19 protein-coding genes and 1 other annotated feature are annotated in these 22,274 nt (G+C 37.6%); of the genes, 17 read left to right on the top strand and 2 right to left on the bottom strand.

The window, feature by feature from the left end; translation table 11 throughout:
* Positions 1-100 precede the first annotated feature (100 nt).
* The 6 genes from ACFX4W_RS29680 to ACFX4W_RS29655 all read left to right on the top strand — a co-directional run bounded on the left by ACFX4W_RS29680 (position 101) and on the right by ACFX4W_RS29655 (position 6,858).
* Positions 101-1,123, top strand: a complete 1,023-nt coding sequence (locus ACFX4W_RS29680) for an ABC transporter ATP-binding protein (protein WP_028407466.1) — start codon at positions 101-103, stop codon at positions 1,121-1,123.
* The gene (locus tag ACFX4W_RS29675) at positions 1,123-2,106 is read left to right on the top strand and encodes an ABC transporter ATP-binding protein (RefSeq protein ID WP_043980486.1); all 984 of its coding nucleotides are present in this window, start codon (positions 1,123-1,125) and stop codon (positions 2,104-2,106) included. The genes ACFX4W_RS29680 and ACFX4W_RS29675 overlap by 1 nt, the downstream gene beginning before the upstream one ends.
* A gap of 43 nt (positions 2,107-2,149) precedes the next feature.
* Entirely contained in the window at positions 2,150-3,889 is a 1,740-nt protein-coding gene (opp4A, locus tag ACFX4W_RS29670) for an oligopeptide ABC transporter substrate-binding protein (protein ID WP_013055409.1), read from the top strand.
* A gap of 28 nt (positions 3,890-3,917) precedes the next feature.
* A complete protein-coding gene (gene opp4B / locus ACFX4W_RS29665; protein WP_013055410.1) occupies positions 3,918-4,883 on the top strand; it encodes an oligopeptide ABC transporter permease in 966 nt (321 codons plus the stop codon).
* A gap of 11 nt (positions 4,884-4,894) precedes the next feature.
* Positions 4,895-5,809: an oligopeptide ABC transporter permease gene (gene opp4C, locus ACFX4W_RS29660; protein WP_043980484.1), complete on the top strand. Its 915-nt coding sequence runs from the start codon at positions 4,895-4,897 to the stop codon at positions 5,807-5,809.
* 299 nt (positions 5,810-6,108) lie between these two features.
* Positions 6,109-6,858, top strand: coding sequence for a YjbA family protein (locus ACFX4W_RS29655; RefSeq protein WP_016763046.1), 750 nt, complete (start codon positions 6,109-6,111; stop codon positions 6,856-6,858).
* 29 nt (positions 6,859-6,887) lie between these two features.
* Here ACFX4W_RS29655 and trpS read toward each other — a convergent pair whose 3' ends face one another.
* Positions 6,888-7,877 (bottom strand): tryptophan--tRNA ligase, encoded by a 990-nt coding sequence (trpS, locus tag ACFX4W_RS29650; protein ID WP_116733220.1) that lies wholly within the window; start codon positions 7,875-7,877, stop codon positions 6,888-6,890.
* A gap of 76 nt (positions 7,878-7,953) precedes the next feature.
* Positions 7,954-8,158 (bottom strand) — a binding site (T-box leader).
* Between the two features lie 666 nt (positions 8,159-8,824).
* Between trpS and ACFX4W_RS29645 the strand changes: the two genes are divergently transcribed.
* The 5 genes from ACFX4W_RS29645 to ACFX4W_RS29625 all read left to right on the top strand — a co-directional run bounded on the left by ACFX4W_RS29645 (position 8,825) and on the right by ACFX4W_RS29625 (position 14,437).
* Positions 8,825-10,471: a peptide ABC transporter substrate-binding protein gene (locus ACFX4W_RS29645; protein WP_043980478.1), complete on the top strand. Its 1,647-nt coding sequence runs from the start codon at positions 8,825-8,827 to the stop codon at positions 10,469-10,471.
* Positions 10,472-10,568: 97 nt separating this feature from the next.
* Positions 10,569-11,504: an ABC transporter permease gene (locus ACFX4W_RS29640; RefSeq protein ID WP_013055415.1), complete on the top strand. Its 936-nt coding sequence runs from the start codon at positions 10,569-10,571 to the stop codon at positions 11,502-11,504.
* 2 nt (positions 11,505-11,506) lie between these two features.
* Positions 11,507-12,433 carry an ABC transporter permease gene (locus ACFX4W_RS29635; RefSeq protein WP_013055416.1) on the top strand — a complete coding sequence of 309 codons (927 nt, stop codon included), beginning with the start codon at positions 11,507-11,509 and terminating at the stop codon, positions 12,431-12,433.
* A 14-nt stretch (positions 12,434-12,447) separates the two neighbouring features.
* Positions 12,448-13,518, top strand: a complete 1,071-nt coding sequence (locus ACFX4W_RS29630) for an ABC transporter ATP-binding protein (protein ID WP_016763049.1) — start codon at positions 12,448-12,450, stop codon at positions 13,516-13,518.
* Between the two features lies 1 nt (position 13,519).
* Entirely contained in the window at positions 13,520-14,437 is a 918-nt protein-coding gene (locus ACFX4W_RS29625) for an ABC transporter ATP-binding protein (protein WP_020465427.1), read from the top strand.
* Positions 14,438-14,719: 282 nt separating this feature from the next.
* On the opposite strand, the gene ACFX4W_RS29620 is transcribed toward ACFX4W_RS29625, so the two are convergent.
* Complete coding sequence (locus tag ACFX4W_RS29620) at positions 14,720-15,295, bottom strand: GNAT family N-acetyltransferase (protein WP_013055419.1); 576 nt, start codon at positions 15,293-15,295, stop codon at positions 14,720-14,722.
* A 451-nt stretch (positions 15,296-15,746) separates the two neighbouring features.
* On the opposite strand from ACFX4W_RS29620, the gene ACFX4W_RS29615 reads away from it, so the two are divergent.
* From ACFX4W_RS29615 to madM, 6 genes are all read left to right on the top strand, one after another.
* Positions 15,747-17,111: an amino acid permease gene (locus ACFX4W_RS29615; RefSeq protein ID WP_043980476.1), complete on the top strand. Its 1,365-nt coding sequence runs from the start codon at positions 15,747-15,749 to the stop codon at positions 17,109-17,111.
* Between the two features lie 432 nt (positions 17,112-17,543).
* Positions 17,544-18,947, top strand: a complete 1,404-nt coding sequence (locus tag ACFX4W_RS29610) for an amino acid permease (protein ID WP_043980475.1) — start codon at positions 17,544-17,546, stop codon at positions 18,945-18,947.
* A 418-nt stretch (positions 18,948-19,365) separates the two neighbouring features.
* A complete protein-coding gene (gene spxA / locus ACFX4W_RS29605; RefSeq protein WP_013055422.1) occupies positions 19,366-19,764 on the top strand; it encodes a transcriptional regulator SpxA in 399 nt (132 codons plus the stop codon).
* Positions 19,765-19,965: 201 nt separating this feature from the next.
* Entirely contained in the window at positions 19,966-20,862 is an 897-nt protein-coding gene (locus tag ACFX4W_RS29600) for a LysR family transcriptional regulator (RefSeq protein ID WP_043980474.1), read from the top strand.
* A gap of 195 nt (positions 20,863-21,057) precedes the next feature.
* On the top strand, positions 21,058-21,471 hold the full coding sequence (gene madL / locus ACFX4W_RS29595) for a malonate transporter subunit MadL (RefSeq protein ID WP_043980473.1): 414 nt from the start codon (positions 21,058-21,060) through the stop codon (positions 21,469-21,471).
* Positions 21,468-22,229: a malonate transporter subunit MadM gene (gene madM, locus ACFX4W_RS29590; protein WP_043980472.1), complete on the top strand. Its 762-nt coding sequence runs from the start codon at positions 21,468-21,470 to the stop codon at positions 22,227-22,229. Before madL ends, madM begins: the two co-directional genes overlap by 4 nt.
* The last annotated feature ends 45 nt before the right edge of the window (positions 22,230-22,274 follow it).

Here is a 22,274-nt window from a genome sequence, read left to right as displayed (position 1 = left end):
AATATAATTAATTTTCAAAATATATTGATTTTGTAATGAAATTGTAATAATATCTTATTCAAATATAACAATTTTTAGAAAAATGAGGTGTGCATTATAAATGGATAAAAAGCCCGTCGAATCAACACCTTTACTAGAAGTGAAAAATTTACAAACTGCTTTTTCCATTAATGATTCCTGGCATAATGCTGTGGACGACGTGTCGTTTCAAGTCGGACGAAAGCGAATTATAGGGGTTGTAGGAGAATCTGGCTGTGGAAAAAGCGTATTGTCTTTATCCGTCATTGGGCTATTACCTAAAGTAAATAGTCAAATTAGAAGCGGAAGCGTTTTATTTAACGGAAAGAATCTTACGCACTTATCAGAAGATGAGATGAATGACGTTCGGGGGAAAGACATCTCAATGATTTTCCAAGAACCGATGACATCCCTTAATCCTGTGTTAACCATTGGGTATCAGCTGCAGGAAGTATTGTTTAACCATATGAATATATCGAAAGCGGAAGCGCGTGAAAAAAGCATTGCGCTTTTAAAAAGCGTTGGTATTTCGAGATCCGAAAAGCTCATCGATGAATATCCGCATCAGCTGTCAGGAGGAATGAGGCAGCGTGTCATGATTGCCATGGCGGTAGCTTGTCAGCCTAAACTTTTAATTGCTGATGAGCCGACAACGGCCCTAGATGTTACGGTTCAAGCTCAAATTTTAGAATTGCTAAAAGAAATTCAAGAAAGCAATGATATGTCTATTATTATGATTACACATGATTTAGGAGTAGTTGCTGAGATGTGTGATGAAGTGATTGTCATGTATGGCGGGAAAATTGTGGAGCATACAGATGTTGATACGTTATTTTATGCGCCAAAACATCCGTACACGAAAGCGCTTCTTCACTCAATTCCACGCATGGAAGATGATGTAGAAGTATTAAATACGATCAAAGGAATTGTGCCTTCTCTTGTAAACATGCCGCGGACAGGCTGTCGTTTCGTTAACCGATGTCCTCATGCAATGGAAGACTGCAGTTCCGTTACGCCTGTTCTTCGCCAGGATTCACAGGGGCATGATGTCGCATGTCTGCTGTATAAAAATAGCTATCCGTCAAAAGGAGTGAAGACAAGCTAATGACTAAAGCAGTGAAAGATGTATTGCTAGAAGTTCAGCATTTAAAAACCTACTATCCTATTCACGGCGGATTTTTTCGAAAGAAAATTGGTGATGTAAAAGCAGTTGACGGTATTTCTTTTGCTATTCGAAAAGGAGAAACGCTCGGTCTAGTAGGAGAATCTGGCTGTGGAAAATCCACGGCAGGAAGAACAATTCTAAGACTGTTGGAACCAACTAGCGGAAAAATTATTTTCGATGGTAAAGATATCACAGAAGCAAAAGGAACTTCTCTCCGTAAAATTAGACAAGATTTTCAAATGGTTTTTCAAGATCCCTATGCTTCCCTCAATCCAATGCAAATGGTTGGAGATGTTATTTCTGAACCAATTCGGAATTTTACAGGAAAATCAACCAATCAATTAAAATCAGAAGTTATGAATCTACTTACAAAAGTAGGGTTACCGGAAGATGCATACTATAAATATCCTCACGAATTTTCCGGTGGACAGCGTCAGCGGATTGGAATTGCACGTGCACTTGCACTTCGTCCAAAACTTATTATTGCTGATGAACCGGTATCGGCACTCGACGTTTCTGTCCAATCACAAGTTTTAAACCTTCTAAAAGAACTTCAACAAGAATTCGACCTAACCTTTTTATTTATTGCCCATGATTTGAGTGTTGTTAAACATATGAGTGACCGTATCGGTGTTATGTACCTAGGCGGTTTAGTGGAAATTGCTGATAAGAAAAGTCTGTACGCAGAGCCATTGCACCCTTATACGAAAGCGCTTGTATCGGCTATACCTGAACCAGATCCGCGAAAGAAAAAACAGCGTATTATTTTACAGGGAGATGTACCAAGTCCAATTGATCCGCCAAAAGGCTGTGCGTTTCATCCTCGCTGTATACATGCAATGGCGGAGTGCAGCCAAACGAAACCTGCCTTAAAGGAGGTGAGACCTGGCCATCAAGTAGCTTGCCATTTATATAACTCGTAAAAGCTACATACGAACAGATTATTAGTTAAATAGGGGGAACGTCATGATGAAAAAGAAATCGTTTTTATCACTTGTTTCCATTTTGCTTGTGCTATCGCTTTTTCTAGCGGCATGCAGCGGTGGAAGCAGTTCTTCATCTTCTAGTAATAAAGAAGGCGGAGAAACAAAAACTGAAGGTGCAAAAACAGACAAGCCAAAAGATGGCGGAACGATTACGTATGGGATTGACGGAGCGCCGGAAGGGCTTTTTGAGTACGCATTGTATGGTAGTGCATATGATAGCCAAATATTGGAATTTATCAATGAAGGTCTCTTTACTTATGATAAGAAATTAAAAATTAAATCTGACTTAGCTACTTGGGACGTGAGTGGTGATAAACTAACTTACACGTTTAAATTAAAAAAGGGGATTAAGTGGCATAACGGAGATCCATTAACTGCAGATGATTTTAAATATACGTATGAAACGATTGCTGATAAAGACTATACAGGTCCACGCTATGTAAACGTTGAGCACATTAAAGGCGCTCAAGAATATCACGACGGCAAAGCGGATTCTATTTCCGGAGTTGAAGTAGTAGATCCACAAACATTTAAAGTAACGTTTAAAGAAGTTCGTGTAAATAACTTAGACAATCTATGGCCGTATCCAATGCCGAAAAAGTATTACGAAGGAATTGCTGTAAAAGATCTTGCAGAGTCCAAACAAGTTCGTAAAGAGCCTATTGGTGTTGGACCGTTTAAAGTGAAAAAAGTAGTAGCAAGTGAATATGTCCAAATGGAACGTAATGATGATTATTGGAAAGGTAAACCTCACCTTGATGGTGTTGTTGTAAAAGTACTGGATCCATCTGTTTCCGCCGGAGCATTGAAAAAAGGCGATGTCGACATTATGGATGTTCGCCCAGCTGATCTAGGGCAAGTTGAAAAAGCAGAAAACTTAGACTTTTTGGAAGGGAAATCAACTAGTTATTCGTATATTGGTCTACGATTTGGACATCGTGATCAAAAAGCTGGTAAAAACGTAGATGATTACGAAAAGTTCAAAGATCTAAAACTTCGTCAAGCATTGCTTTATGCAATAGATAGAAAAGCAATGGTAAAAGCATTTATGAACGACAAAGCGGTTGTTTCTAACACAGTTATTCCGTCTGTATTCTGGATTGCTGCTGACCAAAAAGATTTAACAAAGTACAAGTATAGTCCTGAAAAAGCTAAAAAATTATTAGCTGAAGCTGGTTATAAAGACAAGAATAATGACGGTTTTGTAGAAGATCCAAACGGAAAACCATTTACGATTTCATTCGGTCACTATGCTGGTCCAGCCAACTTCGAGGGTCGTGCGAAGGCTATTATGCAAGCATGGAATGATATTGGTATTAAAACAAAATTAGCAACGGGTTCACTTGTTGAATTTAACTTGTACAATGAAATGAAAGATAACGACGATAAGGCGTTAGAAGCATTCTTTGGTTCTTGGGACACTGGTTCCGATCCAGATCCTACAGGATTATGGAGCTCTGATGCTGAATGGAACTATGGCCGTTGGGTAAATAAGGAATCTGATGAAATGCTTAAAGACGGTTTGAGTGAAAAATCATTTGATGATAAATACCGTAAAGATGTATATGTAAAATGGCAAAAATTCTTTAATGAGCAGCTGCCAGCACTTCCTTTATGGGAAAATATCAATATTTATGCTGTGAATAAGCGTGTGAAAAACGTAACTCTAGATCCATCAACGGTAGTTGTAGATCCGGAGAAATGGTCTGTAACGGAATAAGTATTTTACATGTAAAGGAGAGTCAACCATGCTGCAATACTCACTAAGACGTATTTTAGGGATGATTCCAATGTTGATTCTGATCTCCTTTGTTGTGTTTTCCCTGGCAAAAATGATGCCAGGGGACCCTTTTGGGGGAGAAATCAACCCTAGTAATACAGATCCAAAATACATTGAGGAAATGCGTGATAAGCTAGGATATAACGATCCTATCTACGTTCAATATTGGAACTGGGTAAAGGGAGTGGCACAAGGAGATTTAGGAAAGTCAACAACTCATAAGTTACCGACATTAGATATTATTTTAGAGCGTATGCCTAATACTATCTTTTTAGCTTTGACTTCGCTTTTGATTACGTATGTGTTTGCATTTATTTTAGGTATGTACGCAGGAAGAAAACCGTATACCTTAGCAGATAACTTTATTGCAGGATATAATTACTTTGCATTAGCGGTTCCATCGTTTATTGCAGGGATCGTAGGCATTTATTTATTTTCCTTTCAGTTAGGTTGGTTTCCGTTTAGCGGTTCTGTTGAAGTAGGATTGAAAGAGGGATCATGGGAATTTATTCAAAGTAGAATTCATCACGTTATATTACCCGCGCTGATTCTTGGCTTGATGTCGACCGCGCAGTATACCCAGTTTTTGCGCAATGATATTATTGAAAACAGTCGCAAAGATTTTGTGCGCACTGCTAGAGCAAAAGGGACAAAAGAATCTAAAATTTATAATGTTCATATCTTACGCAACTCAATGATTCCGCTTATTACGTTTTTAGGATTTGATCTTGTAACAATCATTAGCGGTTCTATCATTACAGAGACGATCTTTACGTATCCAGGAATTGGAAAATTGTTTGTTGACTCTGTAGCAACTCGTGACTACTCAGTTATGATGTCGCTTACAATGTTGTTTTCAATTTTAACACTGGTTGGGAATCTGGTTGCTGATTTGTTATACGGCGTAGCAGATCCGCGTATTCGTTTGGATTAGGAGGAGAAAGTATGGAAATTGTAACGAAAAAAGATGTACAGCCAGAAGTGAATATGAAAGCTCCTAAAAACCTTTCTCCATGGGCGATTGCGCGAAAGAAGTTTGTTAAAAATAAACTAGCCATGATAAGTTTAGCTTTCATGATTGTGATTACGCTTCTTGCCATTTTTGCACCGCTGCTTACAAAAGCAGATATTACACGTATCGACTATATGGCGATGAATGCAGCGCCTTCTAGTGAGCATTGGTTTGGAACGGATACAAATGGACGAGACGTATTTGCACGTACATTGTATGGAGGAAGAACTTCGTTACTGATTGGAGTTGCTTGTACAACACTCGTTATTTTAATCGGAACTTTTATTGGTTCGATTGCGGGTTATTACGGAGGCAAAGTGGATCAATTCTTAATGCGTTTTACAGACTTTGTATTAAACTTTCCGCTAATTGTTTTCGTTGTAGTGTTAAATACAATCCTAATTGGAAAGATCTCAGGCGTTTGGACGCTCATCCTAGTTGTTAGTTTCTTAAGCTGGGGAAGTACGGCCCGGCTGGTTCGAAGCAAAATCTTGGCTGAAAAAGAAAATGAATATGTGCTTTCAGCCGTTTCGATTGGGTGCAGCCCATTTAAAATCATCTTTAAACATTTGCTGCCAAATGTGTTTTCAACAATTGTGGTTCAAGCCAGTTTGCAGATGGCGATCCTTATTGTGTTTGAGTCAGCGATTAGCTTTATCGGTTTTGGCGTGCCGGCTGATACGCCAAGCTGGGGGAATATGCTGACAGAAGCAAGGGAATCAGATGTGCTGCAGAATAAGCCTTGGATGTGGGTTCCGCCAGGTTTAGCTATTACATTTACGATCCTAGCTATCAACTTCATTGGTGAAGGATTAAAAGATGCTTTGAATCCCAAATCTCTTCGTTAAAAATCTATCACAAAAGTGTGATAGATTTTTTTAGGTTTGTCAGACCTCCTGACAAACCTATTACTATAGAAGAAACTCGGATTTTTTTTGCTTATAGGTGTGAATATAGCTCATGAAGCCTTTAGCAATCATTAGCACTGGCGTTATATCTGAGCTTCGAAACAAGTGCATTTGAATAATAGCCAAAAACGAAGGCATTTTACAATTAATTTTTAGAAAAATAACATCATTTGGAATAAAAATTCCTTTCTCTGCCTATACTGATGGATAACAAACAGATAGTAAGTGAGGGGTAAATTATGCTATATCTTCATGATGTATGGGTTAATTGGTTTGAAGGCGAAGAAAACGGTTATAATGTGTGTCATTTCCATGAGTGGAGAAAAGACGATTGTGTAGAACTGCTCGATCAAGCACCGTTATTAAAAGTAAATCCGCTTTTATTTCATTACATTGAAAATGATCTTTCCGAGCTACCTCAACAACTACTACAAGATGTCTATCAGAAAGCATACATTCGGAAAAATCATGAACGCACGCAGGTTGAATATTGTTTTATTGTTACAGATGGAACGAATATTTTAGCAATTGATACGATGGGATATCATATTCCAATTCGAAAAAGCCGCTTAATTCCAAGACAGGAACAGTTAGTCTATGAGATGATTGCGGATCAAGAAGAGCTAGAATATAAGTTCAGTGAAGACGAGCTGAATAAAAAAGAGCATCATATTCTTTCACCGTCTCCTGAAACGATGAGAGGACTAACACGTAAAGAACGTCAGCTAAAACAGCTGTTATTTATGGCACTTGATCAGCTACATACAACAAAAAATACAGCTCAAATCCGCTACTGGTACACGGAGTGGAATCCAACGAAGTACGAAGACATTCAAGAGATGCCGTTTCAAGACGTGTGGAGTCAGCTATACGATGAAACGAAGTCAGGGTGGTCACCGAAGCATAAATTATTATGCGAGCGCTTAGTAAAAGGACAACCTTTCTTTGAAAAACTTTGGGAAATTGAACAAGAGCCAAAAGTTAATTAAAAAAAACGACTGCATAGCAGTCGTTTTTTTTAACGTTTACGGCCAATTCCCATTGCGTTTCGCATTTTGCGAAGCATTTTATTAGCCGTTGCATTTGCTTTATCGGCACCTTGATCTAAAATATCATCTAGCTCGCTAGAATCAACTAATTCATAATATCTTTTTTGAATTGGAGCAAGTGCTTCAGCTACCACTTTGGCTGTGTCAGCTTTAAAGTCACCATAACCTTTGCCTTCGTACATCGCTTCAATGTCTTCGATCGATTTATTGGCTAGGATTGAATAAATACTTAATAAGTTTGAAATACCTGGCTTATTTTCTTTATCGTAGCGAACAATACCTTCTGAATCCGTTACGGCACTTTTGATTTTCTTTTCAATTGTTTTAGCGTCATCCAAAAGCGTAATGAAAGCTTTTTGGTTTGGATCGGACTTGCTCATTTTTTTCGTAGGATCTTGAAGAGACATGACGCGTGCGCCCACTTTTGGAATACGTACTTCAGGAATAGTGAAGATATCATTGTATTTTTTGTTAAAGCGCTCAGCTAAGTCACGCGTTAATTCTAAATGCTGCTTTTGATCTTCACCAACTGGAACCAAATCGGTGTTGTATAAAAGAATATCCGCTGCCATTAATGGAGGATAAGTTAGTAATCCTGCTGATACTGCTTCTTTTCCAGCGGACTTATCTTTAAACTGAGTCATACGTTCAAGTTCACCGATATACGCTACGCACTGTAACATCCATCCCGCTTCTGTGTGGGCAGGCACTTCCGATTGAATAAATAAAGTCGATTTTGCTGGATCAATTCCTACCGCTACATACAGAGCAGCAAGGCCTCGAATGTTTTTACGAAGTGCTAAACGATCTTGAGGCGTTGTAATTGCATGCTGATCTACAATACAAAAATGACAGTTATAGTCATGTTGAAGTTCAACAAATTGCTTCATCGCTCCAATGTAGTTACCTAAAGTGATTGTACCGCTTGGTTGAATACCTGAAAAAATTGTTTTCATCAAATCTTCCTTTCATCTGCACATATATGATGCTAATTTACGGATACAACATAAAAAGGCCCATCCGCTCCTAGCATAAGCTAGGGGCGAATGGACCGCGTTGCCACCCTAATTAGCACACATAATTGTGAACTATCTTTATTCATGTAACGTTGAGGTCAACGTTCAAGCTTTGCACTTGAAAGCTCCAAAGTCCATTCTGCAGGTTTCAATGTTTGTTCTCACCAGCCACAAACTCTCTAAAAATGAAAATTCTGCATACTACTCTTTTTCACAGCTTTAATTATATAGTTATTCGTTATTATAACGCGAAAAAGCAGGAATTTAAACATCTTATCGCTAAAAAGTTTTATAAGACAATTTACTGGAATTTTTCAGCGGCAAAAAAAGACAAGAACCTTTTAATTAAAGCATTTCTTAATGAAAATTTGGTGGAGGATTTGGTAAAAATCTTTTATTTAATATTTCTAATGGCTTTGTAATACTATCGTAATACCTATACTACAAAAAAGATTTTAGAAGTCTGACAAGTAGGCACAATCCTTATAAGATAAGGTTTTTTCCCTCATGACAAAAAAATACCATTAAATAATAGTATTGCAATAAATTTTTAAAATATTTATAATAGGCGTAACAAACATATTTTTTACAAAGGTATTACAATTTCTTAATTTTTCAGAAAACACAAAATAGACAATGTTTTGTTTCAATTAGCGAATTTTGTAATGAATGAGTCTTCTACATATTAAGCGCATACATTGGATTTACAGCATGTAAACAATTGATGACAGTTTCATAGAGTAGAAGAATAATTTTGCAGTGAGGTCTTTAATGCTCTACTACGTGAAAAAATAACTGATTATTTTGTATTGAAAGAGGATTAAGAAATTAGTACATATCAAAAAAATATGGTTGCCACACAAACAAAATTTAATAGGGGGTAACACGCAATGAAGAAAAGGTTGTCGATTCTTTTCAGTTTGCTGCTTGTAATGAGCTTGTTTTTAGCTGCATGTGGATTTAACAAAGAATCTGGTGGCAGTGAAAATGCTAGCAGTGATGGCGGCGAAAAGAAAAAAGAGCAAGAGCTTCGCGTAAACATTAAAACTGAGCCTTTTTCATTAAACCCAGGCTTAGCTAATGATTCAACGTCATCAAACGTATTATTACAAACATTTGAGGGTTTAACTCGTATCGGTAAAGATGGAAAACCTGAAAATGCAATGGCGAAAGATGTGAAGGTCAGCGATGATCAAACTAAATATACGTTTACAATTCGCGACGATGCAAAATGGTCAAATGGTGACCCTGTAACAGCAAAAGATTTCGAATATGCATGGAAATGGGCGTTAGATCCTAAAAACGAATCTCAATATGCATATCAATTATACTATGTTAAAAATGCACAAGCTGCTAATGAAGGAAAAGGTTCATTAGATGATGTTGCGGTTAAAGCAACAGATGATAAAACGCTTGAAGTAACATTAGAAAACCCAACGCCATATTTCTTAGAATTAACAGCTTTCTATACGTACTTCCCAGTGAATACGAAAATTGCTGAATCAAATGAAAAATGGTACACAAATGCAGGCGAAAACTATACGTCAAACGGTCCTTTCAAGCTTAAAGCTTGGAAACATAATGACAAAATCGAGTTAGTTCCTAATGAAAACTATTGGGATAAAGATGCTGTAAAACTTAAAAAAGTTGAAATGTACATGATCAATGATAACAACACTGAACTTTCAATGTTCAAAAACGGTGAATTAGACTGGGCGGGTATGCCTACTGGTCAATTACCAGCTGATGCACTTCCTGAATTAAAGAAAGACGGTTCATTAAACATTCAAGAGATTGCAGGTACTTACTGGTACAAGTTTAATACAGAACAAAAACCTTTAGACAACGTGAACATTCGTAAAGCATTAGCTTATGCAATTGATCGTAAAGGTATTACAGAACAAATTACAAAAGACGGTTCAGTTCCAGCGATGGCGGCTGTACCACCAACAATGTTTGAAGATAACAAAAAAGGTTACTTCAAAGACAATGATGTGAAAAAAGCAAAAGAATATTTAGAAAAAGGCTTGAAAGAAATGGGCCTTAAAGATGCTTCAGAACTACCAGCAATTAAGGTTTCATACAACACGGATGAAAAACATGCAAAAATTGCACAAGCTGTTCAAGATATGTGGAAGAAAAACCTTGGCATTAAAGTACAGTTAGACAACTCTGAGTGGGCTGTTTACATTGAAAAGTTACACCAAGGAGATTATCAAGTTGGACGTATGGGCTGGTTAGGAGATTTTAACGACCCAATCAACTTCTTAGAATTGTTCCGTGATAAAAAAGGCGGAAATAATGATACAAACTGGGAAAACCCAGAATATAAAAAGTTATTAATTGACTCTCAAAAAGAAACAGATCCTAAAAAACGTCTGGAAATGTTGAAAAAAGCAGAAGGTATCTTTATGGATGAAATGCCAGTGGCACCAATCTACTTCTACACAAACGCTTGGGTACAAGACAAGCAGCTGAAAGATGTTGTGATGTCTGGACTTGGAGACATTCAGATTAAGTGGGCTCATTTTGAGTAAGTAACATCAATTGTGACAAAGGGTATATGGGGCCTGGTGCTCCATATACTTTTCTTTCTTGTGCGCGGATTTTGTAAAAATATGGAGGTGTGTCAGGGTGTTCAAATATATAGGAAAACGACTTATTTATATGTTTCTATCATTATGGCTGATCGTAACAGCGACCTTTTTCTTAATGCGTGCTGTTCCAGGAGGTCCATTCACATCAGAAAAGCAGCTTCCCCCTGAAATTCAAAAAAATCTAAATCAGTATTACGGTTTAGACCAGCCTTGGTACCATCAGTACTTTGATTATTTAACATCAATTTTAAAGTGGGATTTTGGTCCATCTTTCAAATATAAAGGCCAAACGGTAAATGATTTGATTAACGGCGGATTCCCTGTTTCATTCATGCTAGGGATGGAAGCTATTTTAATAGCAATTGCTATTGGTGTAGTACTTGGTGTTATTGCTGCTTTAAAACATAATAAGTGGCAAGATTATACGGCGATGGTTATTGCAGTTCTAGGAATCTCAGTTCCGAGTTTTATCATGGCAGCGGTATTACAATACGTTCTGGCTATGAAACTACAAATTTTTCCGGTTGCACGCTGGGAATCTTGGGCACACACGGTGTTACCAGCTCTCGCGCTTGCTTCAACCCCTATGGCGTTTATCGCACGATTAACTCGTTCGAGTATGCTTGAAGTATTAAGCAATGATTATATTCGTACAGCGAAAGCAAAAGGTTTAAGCAGAGGCGTGATTACAGTTAAGCACGCCATGCGAAATGCGATGCTTCCAGTCGTATCCTATATGGGACCTTTAGTAGCAGGGATTTTAACAGGTAGCTTTGTTATTGAAAAAATATTTGGTATCCCGGGATTAGGTTCACACTTTGTACTCAGTATCTCAAACCGAGATTATACAACGATTATGGGCGTAACGGTGTTCTACAGTATTTTACTACTTTTTTGTATCTTGCTTGTAGATATTGCATACGGATTCATTGACCCTCGAATTAAACTTACAGGTGCTAAGAAAGGAGAGTAACTATGCAGCAACTTCCAAAAATTCCTAAAGAAATGTTTGAAACAGCAGGGATTGACCGCGCTCAGGCAGAAAAGATTGAAAAACCGAGTCTTTCATTCTGGCAAGATGTTTTTATTCGTTTTCGCAAAAACAAGCTTGCTATGTTTGGGGTAGTACTAATGGTTCTCCTTGTTTTTATGGCTATATTTGGTCCATTGATGGTGAAATATGATTATGCAACCAATGATTTATTGAATGCTAATCAGGCTCCATCTTCTGAGCACTGGTTCGGTACAGATGAATTAGGGCGTGATGTTTTTGCTCGTACGTGGGAAGGCGCTCGTATTTCATTATTTATCGGGTTAGCAGCAGCTTTAATTGATTTATTTATCGGCGTAGTTTGGGGAAGCATCTCTGGATACCGCGGTGGCCGTACGGATGAAACAATGATGCGTGTTGCGGATATCTTATATGGTGTTCCTTACCTTTTACTCGTTATTATTTTAATGGTTATGCTTGGCCAAGGGTTAGGCACGATGATTTTGGCGATGACTATTACCGGCTGGATTAACATGGCCCGTATTGTACGTGGACAAGTATTGCAGTTAAAAAACCAAGAGTACGTAATGGCTTCACAAACATTAGGAGCAACAACAAAACGTATTTTATTTAAACATCTTATTCCTAATGCAACAGGTCCAATTTTAGTAACAATGACACTAACGATTCCTTCAGCAATCTTTACAGAAGCATTTTTAAGCTACTTGGGACTAGGCGTTCCGGCACCGCTTGCAAGTTGGGGAACAATGGCTTCAGAAGGCTTACCTGCTTTGGAATACTATCCTTGGCGCTTATTTTTCCCAGGTTTGTTTATCTGTTTAACAATCTTAGCGTTCAACGTAATTGGTGATGGATTACGAGATGCGTTAGATCCAAAACTACGTAAGTAAGGAAGTGGACTCATATGTCACGTTTATTAGAAGTAAAAAATTTAGCTGTATCATTTAAAACATATGGCGGAGAAGTTCAAGCTGTTCGCGGCGTTAACTTCCACTTAAATAAAGGTGAAACTTTAGCAATTGTTGGTGAGTCAGGATCTGGTAAAAGTGTAACTTCACAAACGATCATGCGCCTTATTCCGATGCCTCCTGGCCGAATCAAAAGTGGTGAAATGCTGTTTGACGGCATTGATTTAGCTAAGAAAACGGATAAAGAAATGGAAGCTATTCGCGGTAAAGATATCGGTATGATCTTCCAAGATCCGATGACTTCCTTGAATCCAACGATGAAAGTTGGGGCTCAAATTGGCGAAGTCGTAATTAAGCATTCCAAAGTGTCTAAAGCAGAAGCGAAAAAACGGGCAGTCGAGTTATTAACGCTTGTAGGAATTCCTTTTCCAGAACAGCGTGTGAATCAATATCCGCATGAATTCAGCGGCGGGATGAGACAGCGTGTTGTCATTGCGATGGCTCTTGCTTCTAATCCGAAGCTATTGATCGCTGATGAACCAACAACGGCGCTTGATGTAACAATTCAAGCCCAAATTTTAGAGCTGATGAAAGACATTCAGAAAAAAACGGATACCTCTATTATCTTTATTACCCATGATCTTGGTGTAGTAGCAAATGTAGCAGATCGAGTAGCCGTTATGTACGCTGGTCAAATTGTTGAAATGGGCACAGTGGATGAAGTGTTTTACGATCCAAAACATCCGTATACGTGGGGACTGCTAGCTTCTATGCCAAGCTTAGATAACGAGGCAGAAGAAGAGCTGGCTGCTATTCCTGGAACGCCGCCAGATTTAACGAATCCTCCAAAAGGAGATGCATTTGCAGCGCGAAATCCATACGCAATGAAAATTGATTTTGAGCAAGAACCTCCAATGTTCAAAATATCTGATACGCACTATGCGAAAACATGGCTGTTACATCCCGATGCACCAAAAGTAGAGCCGCCTGCTTCAGTTCAGCGCCGCATGCGTAAAGTTGACAATGTATACAGTACACCTGTACTCGTAGCGAAGGATGGTGAATAACATGACAGATAAATTATTAGAGATTAAAGACTTAAAACAACATTTTTTCACAAGTAAAGGAACAATTAAAGCAGTTGATGGTCTGACGTTTGACATCTTCCGCGGAGAAACATTAGGGCTTGTAGGTGAATCCGGTTGCGGAAAGTCAACGACAGGGAGAACGATTATTCGTTTATATGACGCTACTAGCGGTGAGGTACTATTTAATGGCGAAAATGTACATGGTCGCAAATCTCGCTCAGAGCTTAAAAAATTTAATCGTAAAATGCAAATGATTTTCCAAGATCCATATGCGTCGCTTAACCCTCGTATGACCGTAGCAGATATCATAGCAGAAGGCATTGATATTCACGGTTTAGCTAAGACGAGAAAGGAGCGTATGGCAAAAGTTCACGAGCTTCTTGAAACAGTGGGGCTTAACAAAGAACATGCAAATCGCTATCCACATGAGTTTAGTGGCGGCCAGCGTCAGCGTATCGGTATCGCAAGAGCACTGGCAGTAGAACCTGATTTTATCATCGCAGATGAACCAATCTCAGCGTTGGACGTGTCTATACAAGCTCAAGTTGTTAACTTAATGAAGAAGTTACAGCGTGAACGTGGACTCACATATTTATTTATCGCCCATGATTTGTCAATGGTAAAATACATCAGTGACCGTATCGGCGTTATGTACAGAGGTAAGATTGTAGAGCTTGCACCAAGTGATGAACTTTATCGAAACCCTGTGCATCCATATACAAAAGCGTTACTTTCAGCTATTCCGCTTCCCGATCCTGACAGTGAAAAAACGCGTCAGCGCAAAATTTATGATCCAAGTATCCATGACTATAACGGTGAAGAACCGGAGCTTAGAGAAGTATCTCCCGGTCACTACGTGTCTTGTTCTCAAGCAGAATTTGCCACATATACAACATAACAAAAACGATCTCACAACGAGGTCGTTTTTTATTTAGTTATCAAAGAACACTAAGCTTCAAGTTGCAAAAAACATGTAAGAACAAGTAACATTAGCGCTTTACAGGTATTATACAGTAAAGGATTGAAAAATACTATTGAAAATTTTCAGAATTTTATATTTAAGACAAAATATCTATGCTTAAACCTTATAACTAAAGGAATATAAGTGATTAATAATGTTTTTTATTGAATAATAATTCAATATTTATAAAAAGAAGGTAGACATGCGTCTACCTTCTTTTTATAAATCTGCTAAGATATCGCCGTCTTTACGATTTTTGTCAATTTTTAATACTTGATCTGCCGGCTGATAAGACGCACCATATATTTCTTTGTCTTTGTACGTATGAATTAACTCGTACGTTTTTTTCATTTTATTTAAAATGCTTTCCTCTGTTTCAGAAGTAGGAGACCAATATAGAATTTCCATCTGGTTAATTTCATTTGTGGCTAATGACCGGCGGTTATAGCCAATTGTTTGAGCATGCTTAAAGTCTGCACGTTTATAAAAATGCAGTCGTTTTGCCGAGTCTGAATCTTTATAGTCTACAGGCTCTACTTCTAAGATAATTGGTTTGTTATGCTGTTTTAACTCATCAATTAATTTACCGCCAAGCCCTTGACCTCGAGCGTCTTTTGAAACAAAGAGGTAATCAATAAAGATAAATTGGTCTGTTTCCACGTACATTAATACGTGATGAGGTCCTTCGTTTTTATGATAAATATCGCTGCGTTCTTGTAAAAGCGTTTCGATATGCTTCTTTGATTTCATTTCTTCAATGGGAAAATATTGACTTAGTTTTTCATACCAATTCATAGCACCCTCCTACTGATCTCTTCATGATGATGTTCATAATAGTGTTTAAACAGTTATCTTATCTTTACCCTTTTTAGGGAAAAGTAAGCATCTATAATTGAAAATATAGAAGAATAATCGATTGATTATTCTTAATAGTTAGATAACTATAGTGAAATAAGAACATATAATGTGAAAAATGGTTTTTATTATATTTAGATCGTAAGTTTATTTGTGAAAATCACAAAAAACTATCGCATTTTTTGTGATTTTTGATAAAATGAACAAAGTGAAGTTTTTTTAATATTGTATTTTATAGATGTGAGAACGGTAAAAGTGTAGGTGTGAAACTTGCAATATCAGATTTTTAGTACATACACTGTTTAGAATTATTTAGCTAAAAAATAAGTTAATACTATACACGTAGCCGCTATCGCTATTAAATGAAATGGATATGTTAGGAGAGAGAATTATGCAAGGGAACACGCAAGAAAAAGAATTAAGCCGTGGACTTGAGGAAAGACATATTAGCTTAATGTCTTTAGGTGCAGCTATCGGAGTTGGACTGTTTTTAGGTTCTGCATCCGCTATTCGGTTAGCGGGTCCTGGTATTCTTATCATGTATGGAATCAGTGGTCTTATTATGTTTTTTATTATGAGAGCGCTAGGTGAAATGGCAGTACAAAATCCAGTAGCCGGTTCTTTTAGTAAGTATGCTAACGATTATTTAGGACCACTTGCTGGTTATTTAACAGGCTGGAACTACTGGTTTATGTGGATTATTACATGTATGGCTGAAATTACAGCTGTGGGAGTATATATGGAGTTTTGGTTCCCAGGTGTACCTCAGTGGATATGGGCACTTGCAGCACTCGTTATCATGACAGGGGTTAACTTTTTAGCTGTAAAAGCATATGGCGAACTAGAGTTTTGGTTTTCTCTTATTAAAGTAGTAACGATTATCCTTATGATTGTGCTGGGCCTAGGCATGATTATCTTTGGAATTGGAAATGGCGGTATTGCAACAGGAATCAGTAATTTATGGAGTCACGGGGGCTTTTTCCCGAATGGCATGAAAGGTGTTCTTTTATCACTTCAAATGGTTATGTTTGCTTACCTTGGTATTGAAATGATTGGGGTAACAGCAGGAGAGGTGAAAAATCCGGAAAAAACACTAACAAAAGCAATTGATAATGTACTGTGGAGAATTTTGATTTTTTACATCGGAGCTTTGTTTGTTATTATGTCTATTTATCCTTGGCCAGAGATTGGAACACAAGGAAGTCCATTTGTTTTAACATTTGATAAAGCTGGAATTCCCGCTGCAGCAGGGATTATAAACTTTGTAGTGTTAACAGCGGCTTTATCTTCTTGTAACAGTGGAATTTTTAGTACAGGCCGTATGTTATTTAATTTAGCTCAGCACGGGGAAGCTCCAAAACGCTATGCTAACTTAACAAAAGGCGGCGTGCCTGGTGCAGCAGTTATTGCTTCAGCTGTTGTACTGCTAATCGGAGTTGGCTTAAACTATGTTGTTCCTGATAAGGTGTTCACATGGGTGACGAGTATTGCCACTATTGGAGCAATTTGGACATGGGGAATTATTTTACTTTCTCAAATTCGCTTCCGCAAGGGATTAAACGATCAGCAAGTAAGTGATTTAAAATATAAGCTTCCGTTTTTCCCGTATACGTCATATCTCTCTCTTGCTTTCTTAGCGGGAGTAGTAGTGGTGATGGGTTTTTCCTCTGATACAAGAATAGCCCTTATTGTAGGTCCGGTATGGTTTGTTTTATTGGTTGTTGTCTACTATTCAAAAGGTTTTCATAAAAGATAAAAAATAAGGCTCGGACAAAAGTAGTTTCGTTGAAGGAAGATCCGAACGAGTTAAATTCTTGATTAAGAATTCAACTCGTTCGGATTTTTTTATGGTGAACATAGGTTTACTGTATGTAGGGCTTCTAGCTATTGAATTGGAGGGCAAGGGGGAGACTCTCAACAGCGATGTAACAAGCGGGATCCATACGAACTCATATATCCCATTTGTTCATCTTTAGATTGATGTAGTTGTGTCCCACCCGCATTTTTTTCCAAAAGAAAATGAAGGATTTATTATTTCACTTTTTGCTTTAGTGTGCTAATATATTATATTGTTAAACAAATGAAGAGATGAATGAAGAAACAAATAATTTTTACGTGTTAATAGATTAGCATCGAGCTTTCTATCTCAAAAGTTTAAGCTTTTAGAAAGCAAAAGGAGACACAGCAAATGAAAGATAAAAAATGGGGACTTTGGTTTTTAACAGCCTTTGTAGTTGGTAATATGGTAGGCGGCGGAGTATTTATGCTTCCTTCTAATTTAGCAAACGTATCAAGTCCAGTCGGTTCAACACTTGCTTGGATTGCAACAGGTCTGGGCGTGTTCATGATTGCTCTTGTATTTGGAAACTTAGTCATGCGAAAGCCCGAATTAAAAGGAGGGCCTCAAAGTTATGCGGCGAATCTTTTTTCATCGCCTAAAGCAGGTAAAGTAGCAGGGTATAGCATGGCTTGGGGCTATTGGGCAGCTAACTGGGCTGCAACAGCATCTGTCATCATATCGTTTGCTGGATATTTAACAACGTTCTTTCCAGTAATGGAGAGCAAGGATATTTTATTTTCAGTCGGAGATTTTCAATTAGAAGCTGGAAAATTTATTACGTTTTTAGTATGTTCTATTGTACTTTGGGGAATTCAAGCTATTTTACAGCGAGATATTAACAGCGCCGGTAATATTAACTTCATCACAACAGCAGCTAAAATTATTGGATTCGGTTTATTTATTGTTGTGGCGCTGTCGCTATTTAGCGCATCCAACCTCGTTAGTACAGAATTTGTTAATTCAAAGGGTATAAATGTAGGATTGGGAAGTCAGGTCAATGGGGCAGCTATTGCTACACTGTGGGCGTTTATCGGAATTGAATCGGCTGTACTGTTATCTAACCGTGCAAAATCACAAAAAGTAGTGAAGAAAGCAACGCTGCTTGGATTATTGATCTCAATGGTTATCTATGTGGGGATTACGCTTCTAGCTATGGGGATTCTTTCAACAGCTCAGCTTCAGCAGTCTCAAAAACCTTTGGTAGATACGTTAGAAATGGTGATTGGACATAAAGGTGCTTACGTAATGGCCATTTTAGCACTTATTTCTTTATTAGGCTCTACTGTTGGATGGATTGTTGTTAGTGCAGAAGTTCCTTATCAAGCAGCGAAATCAGGGTTGTTTCCACAGTGGTTTGCTAAAACAAATCAGAACAATAGTCCAGCCCGCTCACTAACATTAACAAATGGCTTAACACAGTTGTTTTTGTTTGCGACTATTTCAGGTACAGTTTCGCAAGCCTATAATTTCGCTATTGTTGTAGCTACTCTCGCTTATTTAGTTCCTTATTTCGTGACGACAGTTTATCAATTAAAGCTTATTGTGACGGGTGAGACGTACGACACGATTAAAGGGTCGCGAGTAAAAGACGGAATCATTGCCTCGTTAGCACTTATTTATTCACTTTGGGTGATTAAGACAGGGACAGCTGATTTAAAAACATTTTTCTTAGGTATTGGCTTATTTGTAATCGGGCTGTTACTGTATCCTATCTTAATGAGACGAGGAAAAAGCACATCAGCTATTAAATAAATAAAAGGTTATTTCAAAAGCTTTGCAGAATGTCAGTTCTTCTGCAAGGCTTTTTTAGTGACTGAAAAATTTGAGGAATTTGTAAAAGAAAAAAATAATAAAAAAAATGAAACTAATCTACAGGTTTATTCGTAATAGTAGTGTGGTAAATAAATAATGAAGAAAATCGGCAATGAAAATAATGACAGTGAAGGAACGAACTAATGTACTAGTTCACTTCAAAAAGTATATCATTCCGATGAAGTTTATAGTATAATGCAAATAGATATTATTTTTTAAAAGTAATTATAAAGTAGTATCGATTTTCATTATCAGTCATTAAATATTTACACTCGTTGAAGTTTGTATAAAACAACATGATTTACAGTTCATGTTTTAAATGTTATGACCGATTATGATAGAAGGAGTGAAGGAGTAAATGGTTACATTATATACATCACCAAGTTGTACATCTTGTCGTAAAGCGAAAGCTTGGTTAGAGGAAAATGATATTGGATATACAGAGCGTAATATCTTTTCAGAGCCGTTATCAATCGACGAGATTAAAGAAATTTTACGTATGACAGAAGATGGAACAGATGAAATCATTTCAACACGTTCGAAAACTTTCCAAAAACTAGACGTTCAGGTAGACGCTATGCCTCTGCAAGATTTGTATGAATTAATTCAGCAAAATCCTGGCTTATTGCGCCGTCCGATTATCATTGATGAAAAACGTCTACAAGTTGGTTACAATGAAGACGAGATCCGTCGTTTCTTACCACGTAAAGTGCGTACTTTCCAACTTCGCGAAGCTCAAAGACTTGTGAATGGTTAATTTTTATATTTGTCTGTTTAAGATTTAAATAAGAAACCAACCAAGTAACGTTTGCTTGAAGTTGGTATATAAAAAATAAGCAGCAGGGAGCCAAAGGGCCTCTGCTGCTTATTTTTTGTCGAAATAGCAGGGAAAATGAAGTATATATGTAATTAGTAAAGAAAGAGAGTATTTAAACATATAAAAGTGGTGGTGAACGGATTGGAGCTTTTACAGCTAAAATATTTCCAAGTAGTTGCTAGACTAGAACATATAAGTAAAGCGGCCGAAGAGCTATACGTATCTCAGCCTGCGCTCAGCAAAACGATTTCACAGTTAGAAAAAGAGCTAGGCATTCGTTTGTTTGATCGAAACGGTAAATACATTAAATTAAATCGATATGGCAAAGCATTCTGTGCCAAAGTAGAACTTGCTTTAAAAACATTGGAAAACGCAAAGCACGAGCTAAAGGATATGTCGAACGACCCATGTGAAGAAATTCGCCTTGTTGTATTAGCTAGTTCACATTTGCTTCCAGAGCTATTGAGCAGGTTTCGTGAACAATATCCTCAGGTGCGTTTTCGACTGATGCAGCATTTGACTAATAGCAATTCACAGCCTGATTTCGATTTATGCATTTCAGCTTTTCCATTAACAACCCGTCAGATCGAACATACTCCTTTGCTTCGTGAATCGATTTTGCTTGCAGTGCCTCTTGATCATCCTTTAGCCAAGCAATCACGTGTAAAGTTAAATGAACTTAAAAATGAGAAATTCATTGTGCTGAGGAAAGGGAAAGAGCTAAGGAAAATAACGGATGTAATTTGTAAGGAACAGAATTTTGTACCTCAAATTACGTTTGAAAGCGATGATCCAGCAACAGTAAGAGGTTTGATTAGAGCGAAGCAAGGAATAGGTTTTATTCCTGAAGTAACTTGGGGAGGTTCTACAGGAAAAGATGTAAAACTGCTGAAAATTGAAGAGGAAACATTTGAACGTACTATCTTTTTAGCTTGGAACAATGGAGGCTATGTGACGGATTTACAACAAATCTTCAGGCAGTTTGTGATTGATTATTTTAAACATTTACGCTCCGGTATGCCTCATGAATACGTATAAGAATCATGACTAAATGTCATGATTTTTATTTCTTTTTCGAATAAATCTAAAGTTAACAGTAGAGAAAAACTGTATTATATCACTTTTGATATAAGTATATAACTAAAAATGCATAGGTTATTCAACTTTTTTCCTTTACACTATTTTTAAACCATAAAGTAAACGCTTTCAAAAATAGGTTGGGGAGGAAGTAATATGATAATCTTCGGTGTAGCGCTGCTATCTATTTGCATGTTGATAGGGGTAATTGTAGGGGACGCATTAGGAGGGCTGATGGGAGTAGAAGCCAACGTTGGAGGAGTAGGGGTATCCATGCTTCTTCTTGTACTAGCGGTGGATTATTTAAAGAAGAAAAATAAGCTCCAAGTAAAATCCGAAGAAGGCATTGCTTTTTGGGGAGGTATTTATATTCCTATCGTGGTAGCAATGTCTGCACAGCAAAATGTTGTAGCTGCTCTTGATGGAGGAGGCATGGCGCTTCTTGCAGGGGTGGTAGTAGTCGTAGGAGGCTTTTTATCCATACCATTTATCAGCAGAATAGGAGAGAAAGCGAAGGTGAAAGAACAAGAAATAGAGCTTTCTATTTTACCTAAGGAGCAGATCAAATGATGAATATGATCAAAGAAGGATTAGAAAATAACGGGCTGATTACGGCATTTGCTATTATTGGGATTGTCATGTATATTGCTTATTTTTTATCAGATAAATTAACAAAAGGAAGAGTTCACGGATCTGCTATTGCTATTATGTTTGGGTTAATCCTTGCTTATATCGGTGGAGTGAACACAGGAGGAGAGAAAGGAATTTCTGATATACAGTTATTTTCAGGAATTGGTTTAATGGGCGGAGGGATGCTGCGAGATTTTGCCATTATTGCTACTGCGTTCGGTGCCAATTTTAGTGAAATGAAAAAAACGGGAATCAGCGGAATTACGGCCTTGTTTTTTGGGGTTTTCTATTCTTTTGTAATAGGTGTAATTATTGCTCTTTGTTTTGGATATAGAGATCCCGTTGCTTTGACCACAATCGGAGGAGGAGCCGTAACCTATATTGTGGGGCCGGTCTCTGGAACTGCGATTGGAGCCTCTTCTGATATTATCGCGTTAAGTATAGCTGTAGGATTAATTAAATCCATTTCAGTTATGATTTTGACACCGATATTTGCTAAGAAAATCAAATTAAACAACCCTCGTACAGCAATGATCTATGGAGGGGTTATGGGGACGACGAGCGGTGTAGCAGCTGGTTTAGCCGCGACAGATGTAAAACTTGTACCTTACGGAGCCATGACAGCTACATTTTATACAGGTCTGGGTTGCTTACTCGTACCATCTATTCTTTTTTTACTCACAGAGATTATTTTTTAAGTGTACAAAGTGTTTTATGAATAAAAGACTGCTGTGCTCATTAAA

This window comes from Priestia sp. YIM B13489 (assembly GCF_042787645.1).
Classification (GTDB): domain Bacteria; phylum Bacillota; class Bacilli; order Bacillales; family Bacillaceae_H; genus Priestia; species Priestia megaterium.
This window is presented reverse-complemented; position numbering and strand designations above follow the sequence as displayed.

Bases quoted from the DNA above. Each gene is read 5' to 3' on its own strand.
- ACFX4W_RS29630 (WP_016763049.1), top strand. From the start codon at position 12,448: ATGTCACGTTTATTAGAAGTAAAAAATTTAGCTGTATCATTTAAAACA.
- ACFX4W_RS29610 (WP_043980475.1), top strand. From the start codon at position 17,544: ATGAAAGATAAAAAATGGGGACTTTGGTTTTTAACAGCCTTTGTAGTT.
- ACFX4W_RS29625 (WP_020465427.1), top strand. From the start codon at position 13,520: ATGACAGATAAATTATTAGAGATTAAAGACTTAAAACAACATTTTTTC.
- opp4A (WP_013055409.1), top strand. From the start codon at position 2,150: ATGATGAAAAAGAAATCGTTTTTATCACTTGTTTCCATTTTGCTTGTG.
- madL (WP_043980473.1), top strand. From the start codon at position 21,058: ATGATAATCTTCGGTGTAGCGCTGCTATCTATTTGCATGTTGATAGGG.
- ACFX4W_RS29615 (WP_043980476.1), top strand. From the start codon at position 15,747: ATGCAAGGGAACACGCAAGAAAAAGAATTAAGCCGTGGACTTGAGGAA.
- ACFX4W_RS29645 (WP_043980478.1), top strand. From the start codon at position 8,825: ATGAAGAAAAGGTTGTCGATTCTTTTCAGTTTGCTGCTTGTAATGAGC.
- ACFX4W_RS29680 (WP_028407466.1), top strand. From the start codon at position 101: ATGGATAAAAAGCCCGTCGAATCAACACCTTTACTAGAAGTGAAAAAT.
- ACFX4W_RS29655 (WP_016763046.1), top strand. From the start codon at position 6,109: ATGCTATATCTTCATGATGTATGGGTTAATTGGTTTGAAGGCGAAGAA.
- spxA (WP_013055422.1), top strand. From the start codon at position 19,366: ATGGTTACATTATATACATCACCAAGTTGTACATCTTGTCGTAAAGCG.
- opp4B (WP_013055410.1), top strand. From the start codon at position 3,918: ATGCTGCAATACTCACTAAGACGTATTTTAGGGATGATTCCAATGTTG.
- ACFX4W_RS29635 (WP_013055416.1), top strand. From the start codon at position 11,507: ATGCAGCAACTTCCAAAAATTCCTAAAGAAATGTTTGAAACAGCAGGG.
- opp4C (WP_043980484.1), top strand. From the start codon at position 4,895: ATGGAAATTGTAACGAAAAAAGATGTACAGCCAGAAGTGAATATGAAA.
- ACFX4W_RS29620 (WP_013055419.1), bottom strand. From the start codon at position 15,295: ATGAATTGGTATGAAAAACTAAGTCAATATTTTCCCATTGAAGAAATG.
- ACFX4W_RS29675 (WP_043980486.1), top strand. From the start codon at position 1,123: ATGACTAAAGCAGTGAAAGATGTATTGCTAGAAGTTCAGCATTTAAAA.
- madM (WP_043980472.1), top strand. From the start codon at position 21,468: ATGATGAATATGATCAAAGAAGGATTAGAAAATAACGGGCTGATTACG.